Genomic DNA, 22,972 nt, shown 5'->3' on the forward strand with positions numbered 1-22,972 from the left:
TCACACCCGTGCGGTGGGACGACGGACCGGCCGGGGCCTCCTCGTGTGGGACGGGAGGCCCCGGCCCGTGTCCGCGTCCGGGCGGCGGCCTCAGCCGGCCAGAGCGTCCAGCAGGCGGTCGACGTCGGCGGGCGTGTTGTAGAGGTGAAAGGCGGCCCGCAGATTGCCCGCGCGCTGGGAGACCTCGATGCCCTCGGCGCTCAACTCTGCCTGGCGCGCGCCGAGTCCCGGCACGGCGACGATCGGGGAACCCGGCGCGGAGACCGGTTCGTGGCCGAGGGAGCGCAGCCCGGCGCGGAAGCGGTCGGCGAGCGCGAGATCGTGGGCGCGTACGGCGGACACGCCGAGCTCCTCGACGAGTTCGAGTGAGCGGCGGGCGCCCGCGTAGCAGAACAAGGCGGGACTCTCGTCGAACCGCCGTGCGGAGTGGGCGAGTTCCTCGACGGGGCCGTAGCAGCTGTCCCAGGGCCGCTCCCCCGCCACCCAGCCCGCGAACAGCGGGTTCAGGCCGCCGAGGTCGTCGGGGACGACCAGGAAGGCCACGCCTCGCGGGCACAGGAGCCACTTGAAGGCGACGGTGCTGACGTAGTCGTAGGCGTCCGCGTCGAGGTCCAGCCAGCCGGCGGCCTGGGAGGCGTCGACGTACACGCGCGCGCCGTGTTCGCGCGCGGCCGCGCGGATGGCGGGCAGGTCGGCGACGCGGCCGTCGGCCGACTGTGCGGCGCTCACCGCGACCAGGGCCGTGCCGGGCCGTACCGCCTCGGCGATCCCTTCCAGCGGAGCGCTGCGCACCTTCAGGTCCCGGCGGACGTGGAAGGGGTTCACCACGGAGCTGAAGTCGCCCTCCACGGTGAGGACTTCGGCGCCCTCGGGCAGCGCGGCGGCGATCAGTCCGGTGTAGACGGCGACGGAGGCGCCGGCCGCCACGCGCCGGTCCGGCACCTTCATCAGCCGGGCGAAGGAGGCGCGGGCGGCCTCGACGTCGGCGAACATGTCGGTCGGCTGCCCGGCGGCGACCGCCGCCACGGCGGTGCCCAGGGCCTCCACGGTACGGGCGGGCAGGAGACCGAGGGTTGCGCTGTTCAGATAGGTGGTCTTCGGGGCGAACTCGGCGCGGACGAGGGTCTCGAAGGTTTCCATGGGTCCACTGTGCGGCCCGTCGCGGCCCCCGTCCATTGCGAATTTCCGCGCAGATCCGCGAAGCAACCCTTATGGATCCGCCGTGACCTGCGGTTCGTCCGCGACGCTCAGCTCCGCGGCACCGCGCATCCGTCCGGGCCGCAGGCGTCCCCGTCCGTGTCGCCGCTCTGGAGGAGGGTCAGCGGTGAGCGCTCGCCCCACGCCTGGGTGAGGGCCTGGGTGAAGACCTCGGCGGGCTGGGCGCCGGAGACGCCGTACTTCCGGTCGAGCACGAAGAACGGGACTCCGGAGGCTCCGAGTTGCGCGGCTTCCCGCTCGTCGGCGCGGACCTCTTCGGCGTAGGCGTCGGGTTCGGCGAGCACCTTGCGGGCGGCGTCGGCGTCGAGTCCGGCGGCGACGGCGAGCTCCACCAGACGTTCGCCGCCCTCGGTGAAGACGGACCGCTCCTCGGCGAAGTTCGCCCGGTACAGGGCGTCCAGCAGCTCGCTCTGCCTGCCGTGCTCCTTGGCGAGGTGCAGCAGGCGGTGCATGTCGAAGGTGCTGCCGTGGTCCCGGCCGCGGGTGCGGTAGTCGAGGCCCTCGGCGGCGGCCTGCCGTCCCAGGTTGTCCTCGCCCTCGTGCGCCTGCGCCTCGCTCATCCCGTACTTCTTGGTGAGCATGGCGACCACCGGCTGCACGTCGTCCTTGGCGCGCCCCGGATCCAGCTCGAACGACCGGTGCACCACCTCGACCTGCTCCCGGTGCGGGAAGGCCGCGAGCGCCTTCTCGAAGCGCGCCTTCCCGACGTAGCACCAGGGACAGGCGATGTCCGACCAGATCTCGACGCGCATGCTCTCGGCTCTCTCCCGCTCGTACGGAAGCGGAGGTGGACGTCCTCCGCCGGGTCCGTGAACGTTCAAGCAGCGGTTTTCATTCCCCGGTCACCGTGCGGCGCAGCCCCAGATGACGCTCGCCCTCGGCGGGAGGCCGCAGCGGATCCGGGGTCCAGCCCCGCCGGGCGTAGAAGCGACGGGCCCGTTCGTTGCCGGTGTGCACCTCCAGGACGGCCGTCCGCCTGCCGTCGGTGCGCCACTGCTCGACGCAGGCCGCGTGCAGCGCCGTGCCGATGCCCGAGCGCCAGTGGCCGGGGTCGACGTGGAACTGGAGCAGCACGACCATGTCCGCGGGGCCGCCTCGCGGGGTGCGGAAGGAGGCGACGCCGACGATGCGGCCCTGGTCGACGGCGCACAGCACCTGGCCGTCGGGGCGTGCGATGGCCGCGCGCCACCGGGCGGTCCAGTCGGCGTCGGCCTCCGGGACGCCGTCCGGGTAGTACGTGGACCGCGCACGCGTCATCAGGCCGGCGACGGCCTCCGCCTCGGCGGGCACGGCGGTTCGGATCACCAGGCGTCCGCGTTCACCGTCGTCGATCATGCGACGGAGGACGCGGAGGCCCGGCGATCCGGTTCCGTGCGGTGCGGGGTCAGCGCTCCAGACGTCCGTCGAAGCGGCGGGGCAGCCCGAGAGGGTTGTCGTCACGCAGCTCGGGCGGCAGCAGCGCCTCCGGGACGTTCTGGTACGCCACCGGACGCATCCACCGCTCGATCGCCGTACCGCCGACCGAGGTGGAGGTCGAGGTCGTCGCCGGGTAGGGGCCGCCGTGGTGCTGGGCGGCGGCCACGGCGACACCGGTCGGCCAGCCGTTGACGAGCACGCGACCGGCCAGCGGGGTCAGCCGGGCGAGCAGTTCGGCGCCGCGCCCCTGGCCGGCCGCCTCCTCGGCGGACAGGTGCACGGTCGCGCTGAGGTTGCCGGGCAGCCGCGACAGGACGGCCTCGACCTCGGTCTCGTCCTCGTAGCGGGCCACCACGGTGACCGGTCCGAAGCACTCCTCCAGGAGCAGGTCGTGCTGCCCCTCCTCGGCGAGCCGCGCGGCCGGGACGGTCAGGAAGCCCGCGCTGACCGAGTGCTCGCCGCCCGCGCCCGCGGTGACCGGCGACTCGACTCCGGGCAGTGCCGAGCGCTCGGCGACGCCGGTGAGGAAGTTGTCGCGCATCCGGTGGTCGAGCAGGACGCCCGGGTCGGTGTCGCTGACGGCGTCGGTGAGCGACTTCACCAGGCCGTCGCCGGCGGCTCCGGACGGCACGAGGACCAGTCCGGGCTTCACGCAGAACTGCCCGACCCCCATCGTCATCGAGCCGGCCAGCCCGGCGCCGATGGCCTCGGCCCGCTCGGCGGCCGCCGCCTCGGTGACGAGGACCGGGTTGAGCGAGCCCAGTTCGCCGTGGAACGGGATCGGCGCCGGCCGCGCGGCCGCGGCGTCGAACAGGGCCCGGCCGCCGCGTACGGAACCGGTGAAGCCGGCGGCCGCGACCAGCGGGTGCCGGACGAGTTCGATGCCCGCCTCGAAGCCGTGGACCAGGCCGAGCACGGTCTCGGGGACGCCGTGGTGCGCGGCCGCCCCGCGCAGCACCCTGGCGACCAGCTCGGACAGGGCCGGGTGGTCGGGGTGGGCCTTGACGACGACGGGGCAGCCCGCGGCGAGCGCGCTCGCCGTGTCGCCGCCGGCGACCGAGAAGGCGAAGGGGAAGTTGGAGGCCGAGTAGACGGCGACGACCCCGAGCGGCACCTTGTGGCGGCGCAGGTCCGGGATCGGCGGGGCCGCGTCGGCGTCCGGGTGGTTGATGATCACGTCGAGGAAGGCGCCCTCGTCGACGATGTCCGCGAAGGCCCTCAACTGGTAGCAGGTGCGGGCCAGTTCGCCGGTGAGCCGGACCGGTCCGAGCGCGGTCTCGGCGTCGGCGGCCTCGACGAGCCGGTCCCGGGCCCCTTCCAGCCGGTCGGCGGCGGAGCGCAGGAAGGCCGCGCGGACGGCACGGTCGGCGAGCGCCGTGCGCACCTCGTGCGCGTCCCGCACGGCGGCGTCCACCTCCTGCGCCGTGGCCTCCACCGCGACCTGCTCCCGCTGCTTCCCGGTACGGGGGTCGACACTCCACACTGGTGCTGCCACCGCGGATCCCTCCACATGTCTTGCCGCAGTATCCGGCCGGTCTCTACGGTCGGCCGTATTGGGGGTCACCACCAGCGCGTTCGATATGCTGAACGCTGTCTCTGGTGGTGAATACACTGCCGGAGACTATATCTCCAGCTTCTCGTCGAACGAAGGGGTCCAGGGCGATGTCGGCAGGCGACGCAGGCGGCGGGGCGCAGGTCAAGTCCGCGGTACGGACCGTGGAGTTGCTCGAGTTCTTCGCCGGCCGGCTCGGTATGCACTCGCTGGCCGCGGTCCAGGAGGCCGTCGGCTATCCCAAGTCCAGCCTGTACATGCTGCTGCGCACGCTCGTCGAACTGGGCTGGGTCGAGACCGACGCCACCGGCACGCGCTACGGCATCGGCGTACGGGCGCTGCTCGTCGGCACGTCCTACATCGACGGCGACGAGGTGGTCGCGGCGGCCCGTCCCACGCTGGACCGGCTGTCCGACGACACCACCGAGACGATCCACCTGGCCCGTCTCGACGGCACGAACGTCGTCTACCTGGCCACCCGCCAGTCGCAGCACTATCTGCGCCCCTTCACCCGGGTCGGGCGCCGCCTGCCCGCGCACTCCACCTCGCTGGGCAAGGCGCTGCTGAGCACGTACACCGACGAGCAGGTGCGCAAGATGCTCCCCGAGACGCTGCCCGCGCTGACCGAGCACACCATCACCGACCGCGAGCGGCTCATCGGGGAACTGCGTCGGATCCGCGAGCAGGGGTACGCGGTCGACCGCGAGGAGAACACCCTGGGTCTGCGCTGCTTCGGGGTGGCGATCCCGTACCGGACCCCGGCCCGGGACGCGGTGAGCTGCTCGGTCCCGGTGGCGCGCCTGACGGCGGCGCACGAGCAGATGGTGAAGGATGCTCTCTTCGACGCCCGTGACCGACTGACGCTCGCCACCCGGAGGCTGTGACACATGGAGGTCGTGCTCCGCGAGGTCCACGACAGCGATCTGCCGGTGTTCTTCCGGCAGATGAACGACCCGGAGGCGCTGCGGATGGCCGCCTTCACCCCGAGGAACCCGGCCGACCACGAGGCCTTCGCTGCGCACTGGCGCGGGATGCGCGCCTCGTCCGTCGTGCTGCGCACCGTCCTGCTGGACGGTGACGTGGTCGGCAGCGCCGCCGTCTACGGCGAGCCGGGTGAGTGCGAGGTCACCTACTGGGTGGACCGCGCCTACTGGGGCCGGGGCGTCGCCACGGCCGCGCTGCGGGCCCTGCTGGCCGAGGTACCCGAACGTCCGCTGTACGCGCGGGCCGCGGCGGACAACGCCGGTTCGCTGCGGGTGCTCGCCAAGTGCGGGTTCCGGGAGTCGGCGCGGGCCCGGGGGTTCGCCGAGGCGCGTGGCGAGGAGATCGACGAGGTGGTGCTGACGCTGCGGGCCGACGCCGGATGACGGCGGGCACGCACGGGGCGTGCCCCGCCCGGGCTCGTGGACCGGGCGGGGCACGTGCCTTGAATCAGCTGACGAAGTACGTGGGGTTCGGCAGCTTGAAGGTGTGGTCCGCGTGGCCGCCGTCGAGGTCGGAGTACTGGTCGCCGAGGTTGGCGACGATGTCGTACCCGAGGTCCTCGATGTGCTTGCGGGTGCCGGACTTGTACTGGACGGTCGTGCAGGTCCAGGAGCCCGGGGTGGCGCAGTTCTTCAGGTAGGACGGCGGATTGGCCGCGTCCTTGAGGAACATGTGCGCGGCGTCGAGGTTGACGTCGGCGCCCACCTTCTTCAGGTTCTCCACGGCGGCGGAGCGCTGCGCCTCGCTGAGCCCGGAGTTGTAGAAGACGGTGACGCCCTTCTTCGCGGCGTACCGCACGAGTTCGGGGCTGCCGAAGACGGCCGGGCGGTCGGCCCGGTTGACGTAGGCCGCCCAGGTCGCGCTGTTGTAGCCGTAGCTGTTCTTCTTCTCGTAGTCCAGGCTGAGCAGCAGGGTGTCGTCGATGTCGAAGACGACGGCCGGCTTCTTCTGGCCCTTGTGGCCCGCCTTGTCCGCCGCCTTGTCGATCCACTTCCTGGCCTCGGCGTCGACGCGCGCGAGGTCCTTGGCGTACTGGCTGTCCGGGGACGCCTGGTAGACACCGTCGCTGTCGAGCTTGGTGCCGTAGTAGGTGTCGATGTCCTGGGTGAGGAGCCCGATGTTGTAGGGCTCGTGGGTCGAGTTGGCGGTCGACTGACCTGCCGTGGCCGCACCGGCGCCGTAGATCACGGCACCGGTGAGGGCGCAGGTGGCGGCGAGGGCCGCGATACGCAGTGGCTTGTGCATGAGTCGTTTTCTACGCGCGTCACCCTCGGATGCGCGAGACTGTACGGGGTACCTTTTGCCCTATCGATATCTGGCGGGACCGGCAATTCGCCTGCGCAACCCGCCGTTCACCTCACCCGGTCACGCACCGTCAGCGTTCCCGCCACGGCGTCCAGTCGCCGAGGTACGCCTCCCGGGTCGCCGCCCGGGCCTGGACCCCGGTGAGCTGGGGGCGGTTGGCCGGTACGGTGATCCGCGCGCCGGGTCCGGAGTTGCGGTACTCGGCGAAACGCTGGTCCTGCCAGGGGTACATGTCCGACATATTGGCGTATGGCGTGACCGTGTCGACGCCTGCGCCGAGCCAGGTGTCACGGACGGTCAGCATCGGCCGGGCGGTCGTGTCCGAGCTGGGCACCCAGGGGCGGGCGAGCTTGTAGCCGCCGTCCGGGGCCCGGCTGGTGACCCGGCCGTGCGTGACCAGGTAGCCGCGCGGGTTGGCGGCCGCGGTGGAGGGCGCGAAGACGAAGCCGTACGGCGGCGCCGCCAGGTCGGTGCGGTCCAGCGCGCGGAAGTGGCAGTTCTCGAACACCGCGGTCGCGCGACCGAAGACGAAATCGACGTCGCCCTCGACGTGGCAGTGGGCGTAGTACTGGCGGGCGAAGGCGGTCAGGGACCTGGTGTCGGCGTACAGGGTGTCCTGGTGGCCGAGGAAGCGGCAGTGCCGGAACGCCGAGCGGTCGCCCTGCGCCTTGACGGCGACGGCCTGGGTGCCGGTGACGCCGGGATGGTCCGCGCGCAGCCAGTCGTTGGCGAACGTGATCCTGTGGGCGGTGAAGCCGTCCGCCTGGACGGTCGTGGTGGCCGATCCGCTGGTGCCGTAGGTGCCGCCGTCGGGCCTCGGGGTGCCGGCCGCGTTGTCGTACACGATCACCACGTCGCGGGCGTCGCCCGTGGCGCCGATCCAGGTCATGTCCGGGCGGGCGGTGTCCACGGAGACGGTCTCCCGGTAGGTGCCCGGCGCGAGGACCAGGGTCCATCCGCCGCCGACGGCCGCGTCCACCGCGGCCTGCACCCGGGTGAAGTCGCCCCGGCCGTGCGGGTCGACGTAGAGGGTGCGCGGGGTACGGCGGGCGTCCGGCGAGCCGTAGCGGCCGAACGGCCGGGCGACGGCCCAAGCGGGCACGCCGACCGCACCGAGCGCGACGCCAGCGGCGGCCCCGGCAAGCAGCAGCCCCCTTCTGGACAGCCCCTTCCCGGGCAGCGAGGGCGAGAACGGGCGGAGGTGGGGCGAGGGCATACGGGTGCTCCTTCGCGGGGCGGGACAGGGCAGGCGGGTCGACAACGGTGGCGGGGCAGCACGGCGGCGGGCCAGGGGCGGGGCGGTTCTCGGCGGTGGCGAGCCAACGCAGCGCCGGTCAACGACGGTGGCGGGTCGAGGCAATCGCGATGGCGGGGCGGGTCAACCGCCGGGACGGGACGGGACGGCGGCGGGCCGGGGCCGAGGGTGTACCCCCGGCCCGCCGGGAACCGAGCGTCAGTGCAGACGGCCCGCGCCCGCCCGGTGGTCGACGATGCCGGGCAGCGCCTTCGGGTTGTCGATCCGGGTGCGCAGGGCCGGGGTCCAGTCCCCGCCCCGCTGGAGGATCTCGTCGGGCACCTGGGCGTTGTGCACGGCGACCAGGTCGGTGAGCCTGCCGTTGACGTAGTTGTGGGACTCGGTGACCGGCGAGTCCTTCCACTTCTTCAGGATCCGGCCCGCCTCGACGCCCCGCGCCAGCGTGAACGCGTTGTGCTCGGCGACGAGTCGGGACTCCATGCCGATGCCGAGGCTGTAGCCGTAGCCGGCCTGGGCCACATAGTGGTTGTTGTAGGAGTCGACCTGTCCGAAGCGGACGCGCGGGGCCCGCTCGACCAGGTTCCTGAACAGGTTGTGGTGCAGGGTCACCTTGAGGTGGCCCCGGTCGACCGCGGCGGTGGACGCACTGTCGCTGTTGCCGATGAGGATGGTCTTGTCGTGGTCCTCGAAGACGTTCCAGGAGACCGTCACGTAGTCGGCACCCCTGACGATGTCCAGCTCGCCGTCGTGCTGCTCGAAGATCCGGCCGTAGTAGTACGGCAGGGTGCTGTTGGGGTGCTCGCCGTCGGTGAACGTGTTGTGGTCCATCCACACATGGGTGGAGCCGGTGATCACCGCGCTGTCGTACTCGGAGTTCCAGTTGCCGTCGGCGGTGTCGGTGGGGTCCCACTGCGGGAAGCAGTCCAGCGGGCTCTCCAGGGTGAGGTTGCGGACGACGACGTTGTCCACGTTCTTGATCTGGAGGCTGGCGCCCTTGAAGCCGGCGTCCTTGCCGACGCCCACGATGGTGGTGTTGGCGGGGATGTTCGCCTTGATGTACTTGTCCTGGACGGCGGCGGAGGCGCGGCGCAGACCCTCGGGGCTGTCGTCGGGCTCACCGTCCAGGTTCCGGTCCCGGCCCCAGGTCTCGGGCGAGTAGGTCTCCAGGTAGGCGTCGAAGTCGTAGCCGGGCACCTCGAAGGCGGAGCAGTTCGGGCCGTCGGCGTCGACCATGCCCTTGACCTTGATGACCCTGGGCGCGCTGCCTCCCTCGGCGAGCGCGGCCTTGAAGCCGTCCCAGGTGGTGACCGTGTAGGTGTGGGCGGCGTCGGCGCCGGCGCCGCCGGTGGTGCCGGTGCCGTACGAGCCCCAGCCGTCCTTGGCGCCGAGCACCTGGCGGGCGGGGTCGGCGGCCGCGGGGGCCGCGGCGGCGGACGTGGTGCCGGTGACGGCGAGCACCAGCGCCGCGCAGCTCACCGTGGTGACAATGACGCGTGCATGACACATCGAAGTACGCACTGTACGGATCCTCTTTCAACGGAGAGTCGGGACGAGAAGGGGCGCGGGGAACCGCGCGCCCCGCCGCGGACGGCCGGCGGCCCGGATGCGACAACAGGCTCCCGGACCGTCCGCCTTCGTTGCGCCGGCCGGCGTCAGCCCTGGTTCTGCTTCCATTCGGCCTGCGCCTTGTCGAGCTGGTCGGCCAGCGTGTCCAGGAACTGCTTGGCGCTCATCTTGCCGAGCAGCACCTTCTGGAAGTTCGGCTCGTTGTCGGCCTTGGAGATGGTGTTCCAGTCGGGCAGGTAGTACGGCAGCTGCACGATCTTCGTGTCGGCCCCGTTCAGCGCCTCGGCCGCCAGCTTCGTCGGCTCGGCCTGCTGGATCCAGGCGTCCTGGGCGGCGTCGACGTTGGTCGGCACCTGCCCGGCGGACTCGTTGAACTTGGAGTTCTCCGCGGCCGAGGCGGCGAACTCGATGAACTTCCACGCGGCCGCCTTGTTCTTGCTCGCCTTGAAAAGGCCCAGACCGTCGACCGGGTTGGACACCTGCACCCGGGTGCCGTCGTCCAGCGTGGGGTTCGGGACGCCGCGGAACTTGTCCTTGCCGAGGGCCTTCAGATGGTCCTGGTACGAGCCCAGGTTGTGGCTCAGCATGCCGATGGTGCCGCTGTCCCACTGGGCGACCATCTTGGTGAAGTCGTTGTTGACGTCGGCGGACGGGGTGTCCTTCTTGTACAGCGCGACGTACTTCTCCAGCGCCGCCACGTTCTTGGGGTCGTTGACGGTGGTCTTGTCGCCGTCCCAGAACGAGGTGATGCCGGACTGTCCGTACACCGCGTCCAGGGCCGGGGCGATGGAGCCCTCGCCGCCGCGGATGGTGAAGCCGAACGCGTTCTTGCCCTGGTCGGTGAGCTTGTCCGCGGCCTCGTAGAACTTGCCCCAGGTGGTCGGCGCGTCCAGGCCCGCCTTCTTGAACAGGTCGGTGCGGTACCACAGCGTGCCGTTGTTCACCGAGGTCGGCACGTGGTACAGGGTGTCGCCGCCGCCCGCCGCCTTGCTGACGCCGAGCACGTTCTCGCTGAGCTTGCCGTTCAGCTCGCTCTTGGCCAGCCGGCCGTCCAGCGGCTCCAGGGCGCCCTGGGCGGCGATCTCGGCGAGCACCGCGGTGCCCACGCCGCCGACGTCCGGCAGACCGCCGCCCTGGATGGCGGTGTCGAACTTGGACTGGGCGCTCGCGGCCGGGATGCCGACGTAGTTGACCTTGATGTCCGGGTACTTCTTCTCGAAGTCCGCGATGATCTGCTTCCAGACGTCGGTGCGCACACCGCCGTTGTTGTCCCAGAAGGTGATCTCGCCCTTGCCTGACCCCTCGGAACCCTTGCTCTTCGCGGAGCCGCTGCCGTCGTCACCGCACGCGGTGGCGGTCAGCGCGAGCGCGGAACCCAGGACGACGGCGACGGCGGCGCGCCTGCTTCTACGGATGTTGATCTTCATTGATCAGCTCTCTTCTTCTGGATCCAACTCGGAGATGGAACACGGTGCTTGGGGCGTGAGACGTGGGGAGACCCGCCGGTAAGCGCTTGCTGGAAGGATGTGCCACGGCGGCTCCCGACCGATGACTGCGGGTGGGTTACGACTCGTTGGGCGTGGGGGACGACAGGACCGCCTCGCGGGCCAGTTCCCCGGCCTCGTCCCGGCCGAGCCGTCCGTCGGCGACGACGGTGACGATCCGGCGCAGGACCGTCCCACCCGGCTCGATCGCGAGCCGCCGCTCCGCCGCCAGCGACGAGCCGACTCCCGGGTACTCGGCGGCCCGCACGAACCAGGCGTCCTCGCGGGTGGCGCCGGTGGCGCCGGCGAACACCAGCGTCCAGGTGCCGCCGACGAGCGCCAGCCAGCCGGCGCGGGTGCCGTGGGCCGCCGCCTCGCCGTCCCCGTCGGCGGTGAGCACGAGCGGGGGCCGTTCCTCCTTGCGGGCCCGCCAGAAGAAGCCGCCGTACGCCGCGCCGGGGCGCCCGTTGGTGGCGGGGCTGCCGATCGACAGCGCCCGCGGGGTGACGTTGGTGAGGGCGAAGGTGAAGTCCAGGGCCCAGGCGGTGGTGGTGAGTCCGGTGGCCGCGACGGTACGGCGCTCGCGCAGCAGTTCACGGCCCGCGGCGACCCAGCGCAGCTCCTCCGTGAACCGGTCGGCCTCGCGCAGCGGGAAGCCGGTGTGCCGCTGGGCGCCGTGGTTGTCCAGCTCGGTCGGGCCCCGGTCGCGCACGAAGGTGCGTCCGCCCCAGAAGTTGTGCCCCTCGACGTCGGGAACGGCGACACCGACGCCGAGGTGGTGGAGGTGATCGGCGGGGCCGAGTTCGGTGACCGCCGTGCCGGCCAGGGTGGTGACGGGGTGCAGATACGGGCGCGGGGAGAGCCGGTCGGGCAGCTCGGGACGGGTGACGCAGCGCGCGACCGGGCGGCCCGCCACGCGCAGGACCGGGGAGTCCGTCATCCCACGGTCACCTCCTTCGGCAACGCCCAGTCGACGTCCAGTTCGGAGTACAGGCGGAGGGTGTCGGCGACGGCCGCGACGAGTCCGTCGACGCCGGGCACGACCCGGCGGTCCTCGCCGGCCGGGCGCCGCCAGGAACGGTCCGGCAGCGCGGTAGGTCCGGGGGCGGTGCGGATCGCCTCGACGACCCGCATGAAGGCGCCCGTGGACGCGGGCGGGACCAGCAGTCGCGCCCCGGTGGTCAGGTGGTCGACCAGGTTCTCCAGCAGGTCGGTACGGCCGTACTCGAACTCCTCCGGGCCGTGGCCCGCCCGTTGCAGCAGCACCCGGTCCTGCTTGTACCAGAAGGTGATCCGGCCGCTGCTGCCGTGCACCATGACGTAGGGGTCGTCGGGGCGTTCGGCGCACAGGGTGGCCGCGACGGCGGCCCGGCCGTGCGGGGTGGTGACGCGGACGCAGGAGGTGTCGTCGGCCTCGATGTCGTTGGCCCGCCACAGCTCGGTCTCGATGCCGGTGACGTCCTCGGCGCGGGTGGCGCCGAGCAGGGCGAGCGAGGTGGAGACGGCGTGGGCGAGGGGATTGGTGAGCACCCCGTCGACCACGTCGACGCCGTTCAGGCGGCGTCTGCCCGCCCAGGGCGCCCGCCGGTAGTAGGCCTCGTCGCGTGCCCAGGCGCCCGCCGCGCCGACCCCCTCGACCGTCCCGATCATGCCCTTGGCGACCAGCTCCCGGATCGCGGGCATCGCGCGCGAGCCCAGCGCCTGGAAGCCGATCTGGCAGGCGACCCCGGCCTCGGCGACGCCGTCGGCCATGCGGCGGAACTCCGCGTACGAGGGGGCGGGCGGCTTCTCCAGCAGGAGGTGGACGCCCCGCCCCGCGGCGGTGAGCGCCAGGTCGGTGTGGGTCGGAATGGGCGTGCAGATCACCGCGATCCGCGCGCCGGTTGCGTCCAGCAGGGCGCCGAAGTCGGCGGACTGTGCCGGTGTGCCGAGCCCGTCGGGGATCTCGTCCTCGGTCAGCGGGGTCAGCTCGCAGATCCCCACGAGCCGTACGAGGCCCTTCTCCTGGAGCCGGCGGATGTTGTCCAGGTGCCAGCGGCCGTGGCCGCGGGCTCCGGCGAGCACGACCGGAAACGGCGGGGTGGCCGCCGTCGGATCGGGGGTCGCCGTCGGCGTGGTGACCGCTGTGGGCGGCGTGGTGGCCGTCATCCCTTCACCGCCCCCGCGCTGAAGCCGGTGATCAGCCACTTCTGGATGAAGGCGAACACGATCACCACGGGTACGGCGGCGACGATGCCGCCCGCGGCCAGCGCGCCCAGGTCGACGCTGTCCGAGCTCATCAGGGTGTTGAGGCCGACCGGGATGGTCTGCTTGCTCTGGTCGGAGAGGAACATCAGGGCGAACAGGAAGTGGTTCCAGGCGTGCACGAAGGCGAAGGAGCCGACGGCGATCAGCCCGGGCCGCAGCAGCGGCAGGACGACGATCCGGAACGCGGAGAAGCGGCTGCAGCCGTCCACCCAGGCGGCCTCCTCCAGGGACGGGGGCACGTTCTTGATGAAGCCGCTGATCAGGATCATCGACAGCGGCAGCTGGAAGACGGTCTCGGCGATGACGACACTGCCCAGCGAGTTGATCATCGACAGCTCGGCGAAGATCTGGAAGAGCGGGACGAGCAGCAGCGCGCCGGGCACGAACTGGGAGCAGAGCAGGGCCAGCATGAAGCCGCGCTTGAGCCGGAAGTCGAACCGGGCGAGCGCGTAGCCGCCGGCCAGGGCGACGACCGTGGTGAGGACCAGGGTCGCGACGCCGACGAGCACGCTGTTCTGGAAGTAGAGGCCGAAGCTCCGCTCGGTCCACACCTTCTCGAAGTGGTCGAAGGTCATCGGCCAGGGCACGAGCGAGGTGGAGCCGGCCGGGCGCAGCGCGAACAGCAGGATCCAGTAGAAGGGGATCAGCGTGAAGAGCAGGTACACGGACAGCGGCAGATAGATGTGCCAGCGCGGGACCTCGTCCCAGGCGCGGCGCGCGCCGCGCGGCCGGGCCGGTCCGGGCACCGCGCGCTCGGGCGCGGGCGCGATCTCGGTGATCACTTCTCACCTCCGAACTTGCTCAGCCGCAGATAGACGATCGAGCAGAAGAGCAGGATGACGAACGCCACCGTGGTCAGGGCGGACGCGTAGCCGAAGTTGTGGGCGTCGACGCTGGTGTTGGCGATGTAGAGCGGCAGGGTGGTGGTCTCTCCGGCCGGTCCGCCGCCGGTGAGGGTGTAGAGCAGGTCGACGTTGTTGAACTCCCACACCGCGCGCAACAGCGTGGACAGGACGATGGCGTCCTTCAGATGGGGCAGGGTGATGTGCCAGAACTGCTTGAGCCGGCTCGCCCCGTCGACCTCGGCCGCCTCGTACAGGTCCTTCGAGACGGACTGGAGGTCGGCGAGGATGAGGATGGCGAAGAAGGGCACCCCGCGCCACAGGTCGGCGACCACCGCCGCCGGGAACACCGTGGAGGTGTCGGACAGCCAGCTGGTGCCGTAGGAGCCGATGCCCATGTCGGCGAGGTAACGGGTGATGCCGGTCTGGGAGTTGTAGAGCAGCACCCAGATCGCGGAGGTGAGCACGCCGGAGACGGCCCACGGGGAGAACACCAGGGCCCGGCCGAGCCCGCGGCCCACGAAGGTCTGGTTGACGATCAGGGCGAGGGCGAGTCCGAGGAGCAGTTGCAGCCCGACCTCGACGACCACCCACTTGGCGCTGAAGATCAGCGTGTCCCAGAACTGGGGGTCCTGGGTGAAGGCGTGGACGAAGTTGTCGAAGCCCGCGTATCCGTTCCGCCACGGCTTGGTGGGGTTGTAGTTCTGCAGGCTGTAGTAGAAGACGCTGAGCACCGGGTAGGCGATGAAGCCCAGCATGAGCAGGGCGGCCGGGGCGATCAGCAGGTACGGGAGCCTGCGCGGCGTGGCGGAGGCACCGCGCCGCCGGGGTGGCGCGGGCGGTTTCGCCACGGCTGCGGCTTGGGCCACGACTGTTCTCCGTTCGCAGTGGGGCAGTACAGCGGTCCGTAGGAAGCGCTTGCTACGTACACGTGGGTGAAGCGCTTCCGCGGAGTGGGCAGGGGGATGGGGCGATGGTCTCCCGGTTCCGGGCGGGGCCGGCTACCCGGCGTACGGGTCCGGCACCTTTCCGGGCCGGGCCAGGAACTCGAAGTCGCAGCCGGTGTCGGCCTGGGTGATCTGTTCGGAGTACAGGGCGCCGTAACCCCGCTCGTACCGCGCGGGCGGCGGCGTCCACTCGGCCCTGCGGCGTTCCAACTCCTCGTCGTCCACGTGGAGTCGGAGGGTGCGGGCCTTGACGTCGAGGGTGATCCGGTCGCCCGTGCGCACCAGCGCCAGCGGTCCGCCGACGTGGCTCTCGGGGGCGACGTGCAGCACGCAGGCGCCGTAACTCGTGCCGCTCATACGGGCGTCGGAGATCCGGACCATGTCCCGCACACCCTGCTTGAGCAGGTGGTCGGGGATGGGCAGCATGCCGTACTCGGGCATTCCGGGGCCGCCCTTGGGGCCGGAGCCGCGCAGCACGAGCACGCTGTCGGCGGTGATGCCGAGCGACGGGTCGTTGATGGTGCGCTGCATGGTCCGGTAGTCGTCGAAGACGACGGCGGGCCCGGTGTGTTCGAGCAGGTGCGGTTCGGCGGCGATGTGCTTGATGACGGCGCCGTCCGGGCAGAGGTTGCCGCGCAGCACCGCCACGCCGCCCTCGTCCGCGACCGGGTTGTCGCGGGGCCGGATCACGTCGTCGTCGTGCACCCGCGCGCCGGCGATCTGCTCGCGCAGGGTGTCGTACGACACCGTCGGCCGGTCCAGGTGGAGCAGGTCCGGGATGCGGGAGAGGAAGCCGGGCAGGCCGCCGGCGAAGTGGAAGTCCTCCATGAGGTACTTCTGGCCGCCGGGGCGGACGTTGGCGAGGACCGGCACGGTGCGGGCGATGCGGTCGAAGTCGTCGAGGGTGAGCCGGACGCCCGCGCGGCCCGCCATGGCGATCAGATGGATCACGGCGTTGGTGGAGCCGCCGAGCCCGAGGACGGTGGTGACCGCGTCCTCGAACGCCTCACGGGTCAGGATCTCGCTCAGCCTGCGGTCCTTGCGGACCAGTTCGACGATCGTCAGGCCCGCCCTCGCCGCCATGCGGTCGTGTCCGGAGTCCACGGCCGGGATGCTGGAGGCGCCGGGCACGGTCACGCCGAGGGCCTCGGCCGCGGCGGTCAGCGTGGAGGCCGTGCCCATGGTCATGCAGTGGCCGGGCGAGCGGGCCAGGCCGCTCTCCAGCTCGGCCATCTCGCAGTCGCCGATCAGTCCGGCCCGCTTGTCGTCCCAGTACTTCCACATGTCGGTGCCGGAGCCGAGGACCTCGCTGCGCCAGTGGCCGGGCAGCATGGGCCCGGCGGGCACGAAGACGGCGGGCAGGTCGGCGCTCGCGGCGCCCATCAGGAGGGCGGGTGTGGACTTGTCGCAGCCGCCCATCAGGACCGCGCCGTCGACCGGGTAGGAGCGCAGCAGTTCCTCGGTCTCCATGGCGAGCATGTTGCGGTAGAGCATCGGGGTCGGCTTCTGGAAGGTCTCGCTGAGCGTGGAGACCGGGAACTCCAGCGGGAAGCCGCCCGCCTGCCACACCCCGCGCTTGACCGCCTGGGCGCGGTCGCGCAGGTGGACGTGGCAGGGGTTGATGTCGGACCAGGTGTTGAGGATCGCGACGACCGGCTTGCCCAGGTGTTCCTCGGGCAGGTAGCCGAGCTGGCGGGTGCGTGCGCGGTGGCTGAAGGAGCGCAGGCCGTCGGTGCCGTACCACTGGTGGCTGCGCAGGTCCTCCGGGCGCGTCCCGCCGGGCCGGGCACTCATATCCACCATCCCGCGGCGATGGCGGCGACCTCGGCGCGTTCGCTCTCCGGCAGCGGCTTGCTCGGCGGGCGCACGTCCCGGCGGCACAGGCCGAGCGCGGCGAGGGCCTCCTTGACGACGGTGACGTTGTTCGCGGACCCGTTCGCCGCGCGCAGCTCCTCGAAGCGGCGGATCCGCTCCCAGACCTTCATCGCGGCCGGGTAGTCGCCGGCCCTGAGCGCCCTGAGCATGCTGACGGAGACGGCCGGGGCGACGTTGACCAGGCCGGAGGTGAAGCCGGTGGCGCCGGCGGAGAAGTAGGAGGGCGCGTAGGGCTCGGCGAGTCCCGCGACCCACACGAACCTGTCCAGGCCCGCGTCCCGGGCGAAGGCGCCGAAGCGGGTGGCGTCCGGGACGGCGTACTTGACGCCGATGACGTTCGGGCAGGCGTCGGCGAGTTCGGCCAGGCGGGTGCCGGGCAGCTGGGCGTTGCGGATGTAGGGGACGACGCCCAGCTCGGGCACGGCCTCGGCGATGGCGCGGTGGTAGTCGACCCAGCCGCCCTGGGAGACGTAGGGGTGCACGGGCTGGTGGACCATGACCATCTGCGCGCCCAGCTCGTGGGCCTGCCGGGCGGTGGCGACCGCGGTGGGCACGTCGTGGCCGACGCCGACCAGGATGCTCGCCCGGTCCCCGGCCTCCTCGACCGTCATCTCGGTGACCTGCCGCCGCTCCTCGGGGGTGAGGGCGTAGAACTCGCCGGTGTTGCCGTTGGGCGTGAGGGTGGTGATGCCGCCGTCGAGCAGGCGGCGCAGCAGGGCCCGGTAGGTGGCGCCGTCGACGCCGCCGTCCTCGGTGAACGGGGTCACCGGGATCGCCACCACGTCGGCCAGGGCCGCCCGCTGGGTCTCGAACGCCGTTGTCATGCCTGACCGTCCTCTCCCTGGGCCTTCGACTCCGCGGAGGGGAAGGCCCGTTGCACGAACGACGCGATGTGGGCGTGGAGGGCGCGGGCAGCGCCGTCGGCGTCGCCCTCCAGGGCGAGCCGCAGGATGTCCTGGTGCTCGGCGGCCTCCCGGTCCCAGGAGGGGTCGGCGGACCAGGCGACGGCGGAGACGAGGGCTGCCTGGTCGCGGACCTCGTCGAGCATCCTGCCGAGCAGCGGGTTGCCGCAGGGCAGGTAGAGGGCGCGGTGGAACTCGCGGTTGGCGAGGGAGCGTTCGGCGGTGTCCGCGGCCTCTTCGGCCCGCTTCAGCGCGTCGCGGGCGGCGTCCAGGGAGGCACCGCGGCGCACCGAACGCCTCAGCGCCTCCGGTTCGAGGAGCAGCCGCACGTCGTAGACCTCGCGTGCCATGTCCGCGTCCACCTCGCGCACCGTGACGCCCTTGTACTGGTTCATCACGACCAGTCCGGTGCCGGCCAGGGTCTTCAGCGCCTCGCGCACCGGGGTCTTGGAGACCCCGAACTGGGCGGCGAGTTCGGTCTCGACCAGGGCCTGACCGGGTGTCAGCCGCCCGGTGAGGATGCGGTGTTTGATTCCCTCCAGCACGACCTGCGTGCGGGAGGGGATCGGCGTGGGCACAGAGGTCATGCGCGCCTCTCGGATCTCGTCGATCACATCACGGCTCGGATCGCGAGTTTCCGAACTCGCGTATCGCGTCTCATATATGACGTACGAAGTACGACGCGATGAAGGTAAGAGGGGCAAAGGCTTTCGTCAATGCCTCCGGCACAGGAAATCCCGCCGGACGCCGCCCACGGACCACGCCCGTTCGCCCTCGCACCCCCGTGACATGACCGACCCTCACCTGCGGACTGCCGACCGGGCGGGGCCGGGTTCTACGGCATCCGCCGGATCCGCGGGGCGGGGCCTCAGGGCGACGATCGGGCCGTATGACGACTGAATGGACCCTGGTGCGGGTGCTGCGCGACCGTGCGGCGGGAGTGTGCCTGGCCGCTGTGGTGGTGTCCGGTTTCGGCACCTCGGCGCTGTGGCTGGCCTCGGGTGTGTGGGTCAAGGACCTCACCGGCTCCAACGGGCTGGCCGCCTTGTGCCTGCTGGCGATGTGGGCGCCGACCCTGGCCGGCCCGGCGCTCGGCACGCTCGCCGACCGCACCCGCAGGCGGCCGGTGCTGATCGGCACGAACCTGCTGCTGGCGGCGCTGCTCCCGATCCTCCTCACGGTCGACGCCCCGGGCCGCGTCTGGGTGCTGTACGGGGTGCTGTTCCTCTACGGCGCGACGGGCGTCGTGGAGGACGCGGCGCAGTCGGCGCTCGTCGCCACCGCCGTCGACGCGAAGCTGCTCGGCGACTTCAACGGGCTGCGGATGACCGCCAACGAGGGCATGAAGCTGCTGGCCCCGCTGGCGGGCGCCGGCCTGTACGCGGCGTACGGCGGCCGCTGCGTGGCCCTGCTGGACGCGGCCACGTTCCTGCTCGCCGCCGGTCTGTACGCGATGCTACGGGTCCGCGAGGACGAGCCCCGCCGGTCCGAGGGGTCCTGGCGCGCGCGGACCGCCGAGGGCGCCCGCCATCTGTGGTCCCACCCGCGGCTGCGGCCCCTGGTGCTGGCCGGCGGCGCCACGATGCTGTTCACCGGCGTGACCGGCGCGCTGATCTACGCCGTCGTCGACCGCCTCGGCCACGCGCCCGCGTACACCGGGGTGCTGTACGCCGTGCAGGGCGCCGGTTCGGTGGCGATCGGTCTCGCCTCGGGCACCGCTCTGCGCCGCCTGGGCAGCCGCCGCTTCGCGGCCTTCGGCATCGCCCTCACGGCGGCCGGCGTGGCCCTGCGCGCGGTCCCGTCCGATCCGGTGGCCCTGGTGAGCAGCGTGCTGAGCGGCACCGGGCTGCCGTGCGTGCCGATCGCCGCGTTCACCGCCGTGCAGCGGGAGACACCGGCGGAGCTGCTCGGCCGGGCGTCCGCGACCGCGAACACGCTGCTCTTCGCCCCCAACGTCGTCGGTCTGGCCGCGGGCGCCGCGCTGGTCGGCGCCGTCTCCCTCCCGGTGGTCCTGGCCCTCCTGGCCCTGGCCCTGTCGGCCACGTCACTGATGCTGCTTCACAGGCCCCGCAACGCCGACCGCACCGCCGCCAGGTCGCCGTCCGAGGCCAACCCCGCGTGATACAGCCGGAGTTCGCACGCCCCGAGGTCCCGCGCACGGCCCGCGTCCTCGGCGAGGGTGCCCGGGCTGCCGCCCATGCCGGAGACGATCGTGAAGTTGGCGGCCAGGACGGCGTCCGGGCGGCCCTGCTCGGCGAACGGGGCCAGCAGGCCGGAACCGCCCGTGCAGGGCACCACCACGCCGTCCGCCACGGACAGGATGTGGGCGGGGTCGACACCGGCGTTGGCGCCGCAGTGGTAGGACACCGGGTCGGCGTGCAGAAGGACCTGGAAGCCGTCGGGGGCCGCCGCGCGGACCGCCGCGACCGCCGCCTCCTGGAGGGTGCGCGCGGTCCGGTCGCGCCAGGCACGGGTGGCGTCCGCCGTGCTCTCGCCGAGCAGTTCCACCACACCGGCCCAGCCTCCGCCGTCGGAGGCCGCGCCCCGCCACACCGGTTCCAGGGCGGAGCGTACGGCGCCTGCCAACTCATCCGGATCCAGGTCCTGTTCGCCGTACCCAGTGCGGCAGGCGGGGCAGAAGCACAGGGACATCAGGTACTGGCCGGCCTCCCCGAGGCCCACCCCGCCGGTCTTGTCGTGGGCGTGCAGATGGGCGAGCCCGTACCAGCCGAGGGACTCCAGCTCGGTGCCGCGCGCCCCGGGGCGGACGGCCGCCTCGGCGGCCAGCTCGGTCAGGTACGCGCGCGTGGCGGGCTGGGCGATGCACGGCGCCCACGGGTAGCGGTCGCCGTAGGCGTTGACGACGGAGGTGTCCGGATTCTCGGCGCCCAGACGGGAGTTGTGCGCGAGGACCACCCAGGTGTGCACGTCGAGACCGGTGCCGGCCAGGGCCGCCGCGGCCTCGCCGTACGCGTCGCCCGGCGCCCAGTCGCCGGCCGGGTACGGGCGTGGTGTGCGGCCCTCCCAGCGGCCGTCCACCGGGTACAGCACGGCGGCGTGCTCGGCGGTGACCACGCGGTGGCGCGGATGACGGGGGGTCAGCGCGCGTGTGGAGTGGTAGGCGGCGGCGAGCGTCACCTGCTCCACTCCGAGGGCGGCCAGACGGCCGGGCGCCCCGGGATCGCCGTTGACGTCCCAGGGGTAGACGAAGGCCGAGGTCTTCACGCTTCCTCCTCGTCGAGCGGTGCGCTGCCGCGCTCGATCAGCCGGGCGAGTGCCTGTTTCTGAGCAATGTCCACGTTCATGAACGCGATCACGTTAGGAGCCCCCATTCGGGCAGGTCAAGCGCGCAAACCGGCAACACAGGCGCGGATTTCGCGCGTTCGCGACACACTTGACGGGGTACGGACACTGTTCATAGCGTGTCCATCCATGTGAATCGTGTCCACACACAGGAACGACCCATCTCAAGGAGACCGAGGATGCCCGCTCCCCGCACCGTTCTGCTCACCGGCGCCGCCGGCGGGCTCGGCACCCTGATGCGGGGCCTGCTGCCCGACTACGGCTACGCGCTGCGCCTGCTGGACATGCGGCCCATCGAGGACGAGCCGGACGCGATCGTCGCGGACCTCTCCGACCGGGACGCGCTGCGCGAGGCCGTCCGGGGCGTCGACGCGATCATCCACCTCGCGGGCATCTCCCTGGAAGCCCCCTTCGAGAAGGTCCTGAAGGCCAACATCGAGGGCACGTACCACCTGTACGAGGCGGCCCGCGAGGAGGGCGTGCGGCGGATCGTCTTCGCCTCCTCCAACCACGTGGTGGGCCACACCCCGCACCCCGGCCCCGGCGAGCCGCTCCTGCCGGTCGGGACCCCGCGCCGCCCGGACACGTTCTACGGCCTGTCCAAGTCCTTCGGCGAGGACCTCGCCCAGCTCTACTGGGACAGGCACGGCCTGGAGACCGTCTCGGTGCGCATCGGCTCCTGCTTCCCCGAACCGACCAGCGTGCGGATGCTCTCCCTGTGGATGAGCCCCGCCGACGGCGCCCGTCTCTTCCACGCGGCCCTCACCGCGAAGGGCGTGGGCCACACCGTCGTGTACGGCGCGTCCGCCAACACCCGCCTGTGGCTCGATCTGACCAGCGCGCGGGCGCTCGGCTACGAACCGCGGGACGACTCCGAGCGGTACGCCGGGAAGCTGATCGCCGAGCAGGGCGAGCTCGACCCGGACAACAAGGCCCATCTCCACATCGGCGGCCCCTTCGTGACGGACCCGCCCATCTGGCCTTACTGACACGGCGGAAAATCGACGCAGCCGAGGGCGGGCGGGCACCGAACGGGCCCGCCCGTTCTCGCATTCGGGCATCAGCGCTGCCCGTTCCCACGCACCGGAACACCCCCCTGCAGGTCCGAGGCGGGCACCACCCGAGCCGAACGGGCGTAAACGGACAGGAGCGAACCCAAAACAAGCCTGGTCAGAACCGCGCACCCGCTGTAGAACATCCGGCAAGGGCCGCACCGGGCCCGAACGGGCATCTAAACCAGGAAGCGGGTGGTCGACCCATGAGCCACGGGACGGCCGAGGAACGCCAGCGCGCGATCGTGCGGTTGGCGCGTGCCACCGGATCGGTCGACGTCACCGCGCTCGCCGCCGACCTGGGCGTGGCCAAGGAGACCGTCCGGCGGGACCTGCGCTCCCTCGAGGACCACGGTCTGGTGCGCCGTACCCACGGCGGCGCCTACCCCGTGGAGAGCGCCGGCTTCGAGACCACCCTCGCCTTCCGTGCCACCAGCCACGTACCCGAGAAGCGGCGGGTGGCGACCGCCGCCGCCGAACTGCTCGGGGACGCCGAAACGGTCTTCGTCGACGAGGGCTTCACCCCGCAGCTCATCGCCGAGGCCCTGCCCCGGGACCGGCCGCTGACCGTGGTCACCGCCTCCCTGCCGGTCGCGGGCGCGCTCGCCGAGACCGGCACCATCTCCGTACTGCTGCTCGGCGGCCGGGTCCGCTCCGGCACCCTCGCCACCGTGGACCACTGGACGACGAAGATGCTGTCCGGTTTCGTCATCGACCTGGCGTTCATCGGCGCCAACGGCATCTCCCGCGAACACGGTCTGACCACGCCCGACCCGGCGGTCAGCGAGGTGAAGGCGCAGGCGGTCAGGGCCGCGCGCCGCGTGGTGCTCGCGGGCGTCCACACCAAGTTCGGGGCGGTCAGCTTCTGCCGGTTCGCCGAAGTCGGCGCGCTGGAGGCGATCGTGACGAGCACCCTGCTCCCGGCGACCGAGGCGCACCGCTACTCGCTGCTCGGGCCGCAGGTCATCCGGGTCTGACCACCCGGCACCCGCCGAACCTGACTCTTCGCCCGCCCCCGCGCGGC

At 72.0% G+C, this 22,972-nt stretch carries 21 protein-coding genes; 5 read left to right on the top strand and 16 right to left on the bottom strand.

All coding sequences use genetic code 11. The features are described 5' to 3' along the window. Positions 1-90 precede the first annotated feature (90 nt). The 4 genes from ACIP4X_RS00435 to ACIP4X_RS00450 form a co-directional block, all read right to left on the bottom strand. Positions 91-1,140, bottom strand: coding sequence for an aminotransferase class V-fold PLP-dependent enzyme (locus ACIP4X_RS00435; protein WP_391453721.1), 1,050 nt, complete (start codon positions 1,138-1,140; stop codon positions 91-93). A gap of 107 nt (positions 1,141-1,247) precedes the next feature. Next, positions 1,248-1,970, bottom strand: coding sequence for a DsbA family oxidoreductase (locus ACIP4X_RS00440; RefSeq protein WP_401345915.1), 723 nt, complete (start codon positions 1,968-1,970; stop codon positions 1,248-1,250). 79 nt (positions 1,971-2,049) lie between these two features. Further along, positions 2,050-2,553 (bottom strand): GNAT family N-acetyltransferase, encoded by a 504-nt coding sequence (locus tag ACIP4X_RS00445; protein WP_401345917.1) that lies wholly within the window; start codon positions 2,551-2,553, stop codon positions 2,050-2,052. Positions 2,554-2,602: 49 nt separating this feature from the next. Continuing rightward, complete coding sequence (locus ACIP4X_RS00450) at positions 2,603-4,129, bottom strand: aldehyde dehydrogenase (NADP(+)) (protein ID WP_358732552.1); 1,527 nt, start codon at positions 4,127-4,129, stop codon at positions 2,603-2,605. A gap of 167 nt (positions 4,130-4,296) precedes the next feature. Here ACIP4X_RS00450 and ACIP4X_RS00455 point away from each other — a divergent pair, with 167 nt between their 5' ends. Together ACIP4X_RS00455 and ACIP4X_RS00460 are read left to right on the top strand one after the other, a co-directional pair. Then, positions 4,297-5,070, top strand: coding sequence for an IclR family transcriptional regulator (locus ACIP4X_RS00455; RefSeq protein ID WP_401345919.1), 774 nt, complete (start codon positions 4,297-4,299; stop codon positions 5,068-5,070). 3 nt (positions 5,071-5,073) lie between these two features. Beyond that, entirely contained in the window at positions 5,074-5,553 is a 480-nt protein-coding gene (locus ACIP4X_RS00460; protein ID WP_401345922.1) for a GNAT family N-acetyltransferase, read from the top strand. A gap of 64 nt (positions 5,554-5,617) precedes the next feature. Here the strand turns inward: ACIP4X_RS00460 and ACIP4X_RS00465 are convergent, their stop codons facing one another. From ACIP4X_RS00465 to ACIP4X_RS00515, 11 genes are all read right to left on the bottom strand, one after another. Then, a complete protein-coding gene (locus ACIP4X_RS00465; RefSeq protein ID WP_358732555.1) occupies positions 5,618-6,415 on the bottom strand; it encodes an HAD family acid phosphatase in 798 nt (265 codons plus the stop codon). A gap of 130 nt (positions 6,416-6,545) precedes the next feature. Next, positions 6,546-7,691 (bottom strand): pectinesterase family protein, encoded by a 1,146-nt coding sequence (locus ACIP4X_RS00470; RefSeq protein ID WP_401345925.1) that lies wholly within the window; start codon positions 7,689-7,691, stop codon positions 6,546-6,548. Between the two features lie 237 nt (positions 7,692-7,928). Continuing rightward, positions 7,929-9,236 carry a polysaccharide lyase family 1 protein gene (locus ACIP4X_RS00475; protein ID WP_401345928.1) on the bottom strand — a complete coding sequence of 436 codons (1,308 nt, stop codon included), beginning with the start codon at positions 9,234-9,236 and terminating at the stop codon, positions 7,929-7,931. A 146-nt stretch (positions 9,237-9,382) separates the two neighbouring features. Beyond that, positions 9,383-10,723: an ABC transporter substrate-binding protein gene (locus ACIP4X_RS00480; protein ID WP_401345931.1), complete on the bottom strand. Its 1,341-nt coding sequence runs from the start codon at positions 10,721-10,723 to the stop codon at positions 9,383-9,385. A 136-nt stretch (positions 10,724-10,859) separates the two neighbouring features. After that, complete coding sequence (locus tag ACIP4X_RS00485) at positions 10,860-11,720, bottom strand: PmoA family protein (protein WP_358732562.1); 861 nt, start codon at positions 11,718-11,720, stop codon at positions 10,860-10,862. Then, positions 11,717-12,928 (bottom strand): Gfo/Idh/MocA family oxidoreductase, encoded by a 1,212-nt coding sequence (locus tag ACIP4X_RS00490; RefSeq protein ID WP_391453712.1) that lies wholly within the window; start codon positions 12,926-12,928, stop codon positions 11,717-11,719. Before ACIP4X_RS00490 ends, ACIP4X_RS00485 begins: the two co-directional genes overlap by 4 nt. Next, complete coding sequence (locus ACIP4X_RS00495) at positions 12,925-13,809, bottom strand: ABC transporter permease subunit (RefSeq protein ID WP_391453710.1); 885 nt, start codon at positions 13,807-13,809, stop codon at positions 12,925-12,927. Before ACIP4X_RS00495 ends, ACIP4X_RS00490 begins: the two co-directional genes overlap by 4 nt. After that, positions 13,806-14,738, bottom strand: coding sequence for an ABC transporter permease subunit (locus ACIP4X_RS00500; RefSeq protein WP_391453708.1), 933 nt, complete (start codon positions 14,736-14,738; stop codon positions 13,806-13,808). Before ACIP4X_RS00500 ends, ACIP4X_RS00495 begins: the two co-directional genes overlap by 4 nt. Before the next feature lie 132 nt (positions 14,739-14,870). Further along, positions 14,871-16,610, bottom strand: a complete 1,740-nt coding sequence (gene araD, locus ACIP4X_RS00505) for an L-arabinonate dehydratase (RefSeq protein ID WP_391453706.1) — start codon at positions 16,608-16,610, stop codon at positions 14,871-14,873. Then, a complete protein-coding gene (locus ACIP4X_RS00510) occupies positions 16,607-17,515 on the bottom strand; it encodes a dihydrodipicolinate synthase family protein (RefSeq protein WP_358732572.1) in 909 nt (302 codons plus the stop codon). Before ACIP4X_RS00510 ends, araD begins: the two co-directional genes overlap by 4 nt. Continuing rightward, entirely contained in the window at positions 17,512-18,180 is a 669-nt protein-coding gene (locus tag ACIP4X_RS00515; RefSeq protein WP_391453704.1) for an FCD domain-containing protein, read from the bottom strand. The genes ACIP4X_RS00510 and ACIP4X_RS00515 overlap by 4 nt, the downstream gene beginning before the upstream one ends. 302 nt (positions 18,181-18,482) lie before the next feature. Here ACIP4X_RS00515 and ACIP4X_RS00520 point away from each other — a divergent pair, with 302 nt between their 5' ends. Beyond that, positions 18,483-19,715 (top strand): MFS transporter, encoded by a 1,233-nt coding sequence (locus tag ACIP4X_RS00520; protein WP_391453702.1) that lies wholly within the window; start codon positions 18,483-18,485, stop codon positions 19,713-19,715. Here the strand turns inward: ACIP4X_RS00520 and ACIP4X_RS00525 are convergent. Next, positions 19,652-20,818: a hypothetical protein gene (locus tag ACIP4X_RS00525; RefSeq protein WP_401345938.1), complete on the bottom strand. Its 1,167-nt coding sequence runs from the start codon at positions 20,816-20,818 to the stop codon at positions 19,652-19,654. The two genes, ACIP4X_RS00520 and ACIP4X_RS00525, sit on opposite strands and share 64 nt — an antisense overlap. 257 nt (positions 20,819-21,075) lie before the next feature. Between ACIP4X_RS00525 and ACIP4X_RS00530 the strand changes: the two genes are divergently transcribed. Further along, positions 21,076-21,885 (top strand): NAD(P)-dependent oxidoreductase, encoded by an 810-nt coding sequence (locus tag ACIP4X_RS00530; RefSeq protein ID WP_358732577.1) that lies wholly within the window; start codon positions 21,076-21,078, stop codon positions 21,883-21,885. Between the two features lie 269 nt (positions 21,886-22,154). Next, on the top strand, positions 22,155-22,925 hold the full coding sequence (locus ACIP4X_RS00535) for a DeoR/GlpR family DNA-binding transcription regulator (protein ID WP_358732579.1): 771 nt from the start codon (positions 22,155-22,157) through the stop codon (positions 22,923-22,925). Positions 22,926-22,972 lie beyond the last annotated feature (47 nt).

It is taken from the genome of Streptomyces sp. NPDC088817 (genome assembly GCF_044750345.1).
GTDB lineage: Bacteria > Actinomycetota > Actinomycetes > Streptomycetales > Streptomycetaceae > Streptomyces.